The sequence below is a fragment of the Planktosalinus sp. genome (genome assembly GCF_059864935.1).
This window is the reverse complement of the sequence record NZ_JCBCCK010000135.1, coordinates 1-9,058: the sequence shown is the minus strand read 5'-3', so window position 1 is coordinate 9,058 and position 9,058 is coordinate 1. Positions and strand designations below refer to the sequence as shown.

Below are 9,058 nucleotides of genomic sequence, written 5' to 3'. Positions count from 1 at the left end.
CTCTGAGAATTATTTAATCAATGAATTGTTTCGCTTTGGCGGGATAAACAGCATCAGGGGGTTTGATGAAAACAGTATAGACGCATCTGTATTTTCAGTTGTAAATACTGAGTATAGGTATTTACTTATGCGCAATACTTTTGTACACTCCATAACTGATTTGGCTTATTTTGAAAACACGGTTACGCAAATTAAAAACCAAATATACAGTTTTGGAATAGGTATGGGGCTTAAAACCAATGCGGGTTTGTTTAAAATCAATATCGCAAACGGAACGTTAGAGGGGCAGGATTTTAAATTTTCAAACACCAAAATACACATCAGTTTGAACTCTAAATTCTAGTTTTTGTTAATGTTAACAAAACTTTAATTTAATAAATAGCCAAAATTTATGGCTTAAAAGTTGTTTTATTAGGTTTAAATTAAGATTTTTGACACAAGCTAATTTAAATAATACAATAAAATGACAACAAAGTTTAGAGGATTATTGACGCTTTTACTGGCGTTTGTTGTGCAATTATCTTTTGCTCAGCAGAAAACAATCTCCGGAACAGTAACTGATGACATCAATTTACCGTTGCCCGGGGTTAACATTATTATTAAAGGAACCACGTCCGGAACACAGTCAGATTTTGATGGGAACTTTTCCATTACTGCAGAAGTTGGACAAACTTTGGTATTTAGTTATGTGGGATTTGCTACTCAGGAAGTACCCATAACATTGGCCACCAATACTGTGAATTTAAGAATGCAACCTGATGCCGCCGTTCTTGATGCAGTTGTGGTGACCGGTTATACCCGAAGAAACCAAACAGTACAAACATCTGCAGTAGTCGCAATTTCTGCAGAAGAGATCAATCAATTAACTCCAACAACCAGCATCGACAACCTTTTACAGGGTAAAGCTGCAGGTGTACAGGTTACTGCCGCAAACGGTAAACCGGGTCAGGGAGCATTCGTTAGGATTAGGGGTATGGGTTCACTTGTTGCAGGTGCATCTTCTCCTTTGTATATTGTTGATGGTGCCCCAATCAGGGAGCAAGACCTTTCTTCTATTGCTAACGAGGATATCGAGAACATTACCATTCTTAAAGATGCCGCTGTAACCGCACAATATGGTTCTCGTGGTGCAAATGGTGTTGTTGTGATCACTACTAAGAGTGGTAACAGAAACCGTGATGCTGTAGTTAGATTTAGTTCACGTTATGGAGTTGTTAGCAAGATTAAAGACAATTTTAAAATGATGAACGCAGAGCAAAAAATGCAGTATGAAGCTGAAATGTTTGCTCTTGGTGTTGCTGCTGCAGGAACAAGGCCTGGTGTAACTACTGAGCCCGGTTCTGAAGAAAGACAATTTTTACTTGATCATGCACGCGACTGGCAGGACATTATTTTAAGAGACGGAGTTGTTCAGTCTACCAATGTTTCTTTTTCAGGTGGTGCTGACAGAGTGGATTATTTCTTCTCTGTAGGTCACGACAGAAATACAGGTATCATTGACAACATCAATGGTTTTGAGAGAATCAACAGCAGATTAAATGTTAATTTTGATGCTAAAGATTGGCTAACTGTAGGTGCAAATGTGGGTTATTCAAGATCATTGAGTGATGAGCCTCGTGACCGTAACAACGCTCAAAACCCTTTTAGGGCGATGTATATTTACAATCCCTATGAGACAGAGTTTGTATTGAACCCTGACGGAACCGTACAGTTGGATGAAAACGGCGACCCCATTTACAACCCAACACATCAAGGGTTTCCAATCAGAGGTGCTATATTAACAGAACCTACAGATGAAATCACAAATGTAATCTTGGCAAGTGTTAACACTACCGTTAAATTCAATCCTAACTGGAGTTATACTTTTAGTGCCGCATTCAATCATGTAAACTTCAGAAGGGAAAGTTATTCCATGCCTGGTGGTATTCTGCAAAACATAATTGGTGATGCTGATTTTCCGGGTTTAAAAACTGACAATGGTGCTCAGAGATTAGATATGACCCTTAGCAATCGGCTTAACTATAGCTTAAATGCTGAAACAGGACACAACTTAAACGTTTTGGGGCTTTTTGAATACAACTTTAATGAAAATAATTTCTACAGGGTTACAAGTAGAGGTTTTCCTTCTGCGGCTTTGACTACTCAGATTAACGCAGCTGAAGTAACGATTGGTACAACCAATAGAAATAGATTGACACTTGTATCATACGGTCTTTTTGCTGATTACAACTACAGGGAAAGATACCTTGCAAGTGCTTCGATCAGAACAGATGGTTCATCAAACTTTGGTAAAGGTAATGAGTTTGGTACTTTCTATAGTGGAAGTATCGGTTGGAACATTGCCAAAGAAGGCTTTTTTGCTGTTGATGCCGTGAATGACCTTAAAATTAGAGCTTCTTATGGTACAGTGGGAAACAGAAACGGTATCAGTAGATATGCGCCCCGAAATTTGGTGGCTTTTGGATCATACCCCGGAGGTTCATCTACCCTTCCTTCAAATATAGGGAATCCAGAACTTCAGTGGGAGACCACAACAACTTCTAACATTGGTCTTGAGTTAAATATGTTCAATAATCGTTTGAGAACTGTTTTTGACTATTTCAAAAGAAACACTACAGACCTGCTATTTGCTATACCAACTGCTCACGAAGCAGGAGTTCCTGGTGGAGGTATAGGCGGTAACCTTGGGGAAATTGAGAATACAGGTTTTGAGGTTTCACTTCAGGCAGATATCATTAGAAATCCCGGATTTATCTGGACAGTAGGTGGTAATGTCGGTTTTATGAAAAATAAAGTTGTAGAACTTCCTGATGGAGAGGATTTAGCTCCCGGACAAGCATTTAATATTCTTTGGAGGGAAGGCGAAGCGCTTAACCAGCACTATTTGTTGAGGTATGCAGGTGTAGACCCTGACAATGGAAGACCATTGTATTATGGTATAGATGGTAATACTTACACTCAACAGGAGTTAGTTGATCTTTTCCCTGAAGATACAGACCATAGAGTATTAGATGGAAGATCAACTATTCCAAAAGTAGAAGGTGGATTTTTTACCAGTGTTAATTATAAAGGCTGGGGTCTTAGAACAGACTTTGTATTTAAATCAGGAAACTACATCAACAACTTTGTGCGTGCAGCAATTGAAACTGATGGTAACAGTCCTGCCGGTAACCACCACGTTGGTGCATTTAACTACTGGCAACAACCCGGAGACACTGATGTGCTTCCAAGCCCTATATACAGAGCTGAAGTAATCGCGTCTGACCGTTTCCTTGAAAAAGGTGATTTTATCAGAATGAGAAATATTGTACTTTCTTATAGTTTTCCATCAGAATTACTTGAAAGATCACCTATCAATTCCTTGAGAATTTATGCTCAGGGACAAAACTTACTGACCTTTACAAAATTCTTCGGTGACCCTGAAGTTGGAATCTCTTCAGGAGAAACCATTGATTTTGTTAATACTGTTGCGCCGGGTGAAGCAACTTTATTCAGTTACCCACAAACAAAGTCTATCCAGGTCGGTTTAGACATTAGTTTCTAATATAAAAAAATAGAAAAATGAAAAAATTAGTTTATAAAATATTTAGTTTAGTTTTTATCGCAGGTGTATATACATCTTGTGACGATAGTCTGGACCAAATTCCTTTTGACAATCTTTCTTCAGACACAGCTTTCATTACTGCTGCAGATTTTGAAAATGGAATCAGGGGAGTTTACAGTGGTCTAACTGCAGCCGGTTATTACGGAAGTAGCGATGCAGGATCATTATTAAGTTTTCCAGACATAATTTCAGACAATGTTACTCTTGCTCAGAGAGGAAGAAGGTCAAAAGCGTTTTTACATGAGTTTCAGTACTTGCCTTCAGCTACCTTGACAGGGTTTTATGTCAATGCCTATTCCGTTATTTTTAGAGCAAACAACATCCTGTTTCAACTGGAAGGTTTTAGCGGTGATAGCAAAGGCAATATTGAGGCTGAAGCAAGAGCACTTAGGGCTATGGCACACTTTGATTTGGTAAGAACCTTTGGAAAAATACCCACACAGTCAGCTGATGCCAATGGATCGCTGGGGGTTGCTTACCTTACAGAACCAGATCCGCTTATTGAACCTGCAAGGGTAACAGTGGGTGAGGTTTATGAGAAAATTGTTGAGGATTTAACTTTTTCAGCGGCCAACATCAACACAAACAATCCTGAAGGAAGAATGAGCAGGGATGCTGTTAATGTACTACTTTCAAGAGTTTACCTGTATATGGGTCAATGGCAAAACGCAATCAATGCTGCAAACAATGTAACTACCTCGATTGCTCCTAGAAATAGTGTGGTTGGTATTTGGGAAGATACTTCACAAGCAGGTTTAGTGTTTTATATTCCAAACGAAGCAACTGTACTTAATTTGAACATTGGAGTTACCTGGAGTCAGGGTGCATTAACCAATTTGATCCCTGAGTATGTGGTTTCATTTGAGTTTTACAACAAATTTAGTAATGACGATATTCGTAAAGAGGCTTATACTATGCCCGCAGCAAACAATGCATCAGGTATGCAGTTTAATGCCATTAAAAAGCTTTTCGGAAGACCGGGCCAAAGTAATGGATTGGTTGATTTCAAAATCCTAAGAGCTGAAGAAGCACTTTTAAACAAGGCTGAAGCCCAGTTTGAATTAGGCCAAACCGCACAGGCACTTCTTACTCTTGACCAGCTTAGAAATCAAAGGTACACAACATTCGCAGGTGGTGAAACCGGTACTGCACTTAGAGACGCAATCCGTGAAGAGAGAAGACTTGAATTTGCATTTGAATACCAAAGATTCTTTGATATTAAGCGTTGGGGCTTATCGATTGAAAGAGGACCTTTTGGTGATTTAGCCGATGGTTCAGGAACACCTTCTGAGAACTTGACTTTGCCCGCCGGTGATATCAAGTTTCAGTTGCCGATTTCGTCTACATCACTGGATAGAAATCCAAACCTGGTTCAAAACCCCGGTTATTAATTTTATTAATTTTTAAATATTAGAACATATGAAAAATTTAAAATATATAATCACAATACTGACAATTGCAATTGTTGCGGTTTCCTGTGAAACTTATGACGATTTTGATGAAGACAGGCTGCCTGTTGTTGGTTTAACCTCTGCAGTAGGGGGTCCAAATGCCATAGTACCTGCCGGAGGAACTGTCGATAAGGAAATTAATGTGTTTGTATCAGATGTTTCTTCTGTTGAGAGAAGCTTTTCTGTAACTGTTAATGAAGAAATAACTGAACTTGGAAGTGAAAGTTATACCATTGGAAGTGCTGTTGTTCCTGCTAATGAGAGAACCGGAACATTAGTTGTGACCTTTAGCGATGTTAATTTAACATCTGATCTTCAGCCTGTAAGATTTAAGGTTGACAATTCTTCTGGTACAGTAGTTTCCGGAAGTCAAATTACCATTCAGGTGAGAAGCGCAAATTAGACTAAATTTTATTATCACTTAGTTAAAGAGGCTGTCAAATGACAGCCTCTTTTTTTGTTAAATAAATTCATCTTTAATTTTAACATTTTTTAAAAGACATTTGGCAATTTTTTCCCAAAAAAAACTTAATTAAAACCAAAAAATCGGTTGAAAAAGTTGTTTTATTAAGTTTTTATTAAGACTTTTGGTATTGGCTAATTCAAATAAATTATAAAAATGAGAACAAAGTTTAGTGGAATTTTAACGCTATTACTGGCGTTTATCGTGCAATTTACTTTTGCGCAACAACAAACAATCTCAGGTACGGTGACCGATAATATGGGTCTGCCGCTGCCGGGGGTTAATATTGTAATCAAAGGGACTACTACAGGAACACAGTCTGACTTTGACGGAAATTTCTCCATCAATGCCAGCCCGAATCAAACCTTAGTATTTTCTTATGTAGGATTTGCAACTCAGGAAAGAGCTGTAACTGCCACTACCACAAGAATCGATGTGCAAATGCAAATGGGTGAGGAACTTACCCAGGTAGTTGTAACCGGTTTTGCCATTGCCAGAGAGAAAAAAGCTCTGGGTTATGCAGTGAGTGAGGTTTCAGCTGAAAGTATTGAGCAACGATCTGAAGGAGACGTGGCAAGGGTATTGTCAGGAAAAACTTCAGGTGTTGTTATCAATAACACTAGTGGAATTTCCGGGTCTGCAACTAACATCAACATTCGTGGTTACAACTCTATAACGGGTAGCAATCAGCCTTTGTTCATTGTTGATGGGATACCAATTTCAAATGACACCAACACAGTTGGCAACTTTGTTACCGGTAACAGTGGTTCTTCGAGATCATTGGACTTAGACCCAAATAACATTGAAAGTATTTCTGTACTTAAAGGATATGCAGCTTCAACCCTTTATGGTACTGAAGGAAAAAACGGAGTTATACTTATTACCACAAAAACCGGTACTCATAAAGCATCAGCTAAAAAAACAGAAATTACAATAATTCAATCGGTTTTTAATAATGAAATTGCTTCTTTGCCGGATTATACTCAAAAATTTGGTAACGGTTTTGACCAGTCATTTGGTAATTTCTTTAGTAACTGGGGACCCGGTTTCTACAGAGATGGCCTGGGAGGATGGGGTGAACCATCGAGTGGTATCGGTGAAGATGGAACTATTCCTCATCCTTATGACAGAGCCAGCTTGAATGATGTTTTTCCTCAATATATGGGAGAAAGATTGCCTTGGGCTCCGGCTAAAGATCATGTTAAAAGATTCTTTAGAAAGGGATTGGCAAGTAATACTTCTGTAAATATTTCAGGTAGTTCAGATGATGGAAAATACAACTACAACTTCAACTATGGCCGTATTGATGATGAAGGATTTACTCCCGGAAACATGACCAAAAGAAATTCTTTCAGTGTGGGGGGGAGAGCAGTTCTGTCAAATAAATTTACTGTAACAAGCACATTAAACTATGTAAATACTGACTTTACAACACCTCCTGTTGCATATAGTAACGCATCTTCTGCTCAGTTTGGACTCTCCGTATTTGGTGATGTATTTTATACACCAACAAACCTGCCTCTAATGGATTTGCCATACCAAAACCCTGTTACAGGTCAAAGTGTTTGGTACCGTTCTGGCGACGATATTGTAAACCCAAATTGGACAGTAAATAATAGCTCAATCAATCAAAATACTAATAGGTCTTTTGGTTCAGCTAATTTTGTATATGAAATAAACGATAATCTTAATGCATCTTACAGGGTAGGATACGATGTCTATTCAGAGGCTACAGTAATTAAAACAAACAAAGGTGCCGGATCTCCTGAAGATGTCAATAGAGGTGAGTATACAACCTATACTAGTGGAAATACAATTTGGGATCACAACATGATGTTGACAGGTAGCTATAGTCTATCTGACGACTTAGGGCTAAACTTCACATTAGGTGCAACTTCTAAATTTGAGGAATTCATAAGAAATGGTATGAGAAGTGAAGACCAGATTGTTTTTGGGGTGTTTAGGCATTCAAACTTTAGAGAACAATCCCGCCTTAACTTTAATGGTAACAGTATTGAATATACTGAGCAACGAAATATCGTTGGGGCGTATGCTCAGGTTGACCTCGATTTTAAAAACTATTTATACTTAAACCTTTCGGGAAGAAATGACTGGGTGTCAAACCAGATAGACAATAGTATGTTCTATCCAAGTGGTAGTATTTCATTTTTGCCATCGGTTGCCTTTCCGGGTATCAGAACCACAAATGGAATCAACTACTTAAAGCTTAGAGCCAGTTATGGTACATCTGCCGGTTTTTCCAGGGGATATCCTGTGTCCAATACTTTAGGGCTCATTCCTCAGGCTTTTCAACCACTAAGTGGCGATAATATTATTAGTAACACCACTTCCGGGTTTTTGGGCAATCCCAATTTAAAACCGGAACTATATGAGGAAATTGAATTTGGTTTTGAATCAAGATTCTTGGACAACAGAGTGTCTCTTGATTTCTCTTACTATGACCGTGTAACCAAAGACCTGATTACAAACAGAAGTCTTGACCCATCTACAGGTTACACGTCAACAAGTGTAAATATTGGTAGAATGGAAGGCTATGGTTTTGAAGTTGATTTAGGAATTAACCCAGTTAGAAATGAAGGAAACGGTTTTAACTGGAACCTCAATTCCAACTTTACTAAATACAGAACTACCGTAATTGATTTAGGTCCTGAGTTTGATTCAGATGCACCTTTTGTTTATGTTGGGTTTACCGATTTAGGGAATGCTGCTATTGAAGGACTGCCATTTAGTACAATTGTTGGTTCTGCGGTACAAAGAGATGAAAACGGAAATTTAGTTGTGAACTCTCAGGGTAATTATGTTGAAGAGCCCGGCTTGAGCATTATTGGGGATGCTACACCAGACTTTATCATCAACCTGACTAACACGTTCTCTTACAGAGGTTTTAACTTAGGCTTCCTGATGAGCTATCAACACGGAGGAGACATCTATTCTCAAACTGTTGCGGGTTACCTTTTAAGAGGGGTTACCACTGATACCGAAGATAGACTTAATACATATATATTACCCGGTGTTAAAGAAGATGGAACGCCAAATGATATTCAAATTAATGCATCTGCGTATTATTTTGACAACCTTGGATACAATGCTTCGGAGTTAAATATTTATGATGGAAGTGTTATCCGCTTGAATGAAATATCACTTGGATATGATTTTCCAAAAAGATTTCTTGAAAGAACTCCATTTGGAGCAGTTTCATTTACCCTTGCAGGTTACAACATGTACTACAATGCAATCAATACACCTAAAGGAACGAACTTTGATCCTAACGTTATTGGAGTAGGTGTGAGTAATGCAAGAGGTTTTGACTTCTTTAACGGACCCAGCGGAAAACGTTATGGTTTCACACTAAAAGCAACATTCTAAAAAAACAAGAACATGAAAAAATTAAAAATACTTATTTTGGCCAGTATCGGGTTTTTTGCACTGAATTCGTGTGAGACCACCGAGATGGATTTGATAGACAATCCCAATTCACTTACCCCTGATCAGGCCGATGTCAATTTCTTTATCAATGAC

At 38.4% G+C, this 9,058-nt stretch carries 4 protein-coding genes and 1 pseudogene; all 5 read left to right on the top strand.

Features of this window, described 5'->3' with window-relative positions:
- Positions 1-343 (top strand): annotated as a pseudogene (locus tag AC6F75_RS05770) (POTRA domain-containing protein); the annotation flags it as partial.
- Between the two features lie 120 nt (positions 344-463).
- Entirely contained in the window at positions 464-3,544 is a 3,081-nt protein-coding gene (locus tag AC6F75_RS05765; RefSeq protein WP_500714001.1) for a SusC/RagA family TonB-linked outer membrane protein, read from the top strand.
- Positions 3,545-3,561: 17 nt separating this feature from the next.
- Positions 3,562-4,995, top strand: a complete 1,434-nt coding sequence (locus AC6F75_RS05760; protein WP_500714000.1) for a RagB/SusD family nutrient uptake outer membrane protein — start codon at positions 3,562-3,564, stop codon at positions 4,993-4,995.
- A gap of 28 nt (positions 4,996-5,023) precedes the next feature.
- Positions 5,024-5,458: a hypothetical protein gene (locus AC6F75_RS05755; RefSeq protein WP_500713999.1), complete on the top strand. Its 435-nt coding sequence runs from the start codon at positions 5,024-5,026 to the stop codon at positions 5,456-5,458.
- A 216-nt stretch (positions 5,459-5,674) separates the two neighbouring features.
- Positions 5,675-8,905 (top strand): SusC/RagA family TonB-linked outer membrane protein, encoded by a 3,231-nt coding sequence (locus AC6F75_RS05750; RefSeq protein WP_500713998.1) that lies wholly within the window; start codon positions 5,675-5,677, stop codon positions 8,903-8,905.
- The last annotated feature ends 153 nt before the right edge of the window (positions 8,906-9,058 follow it).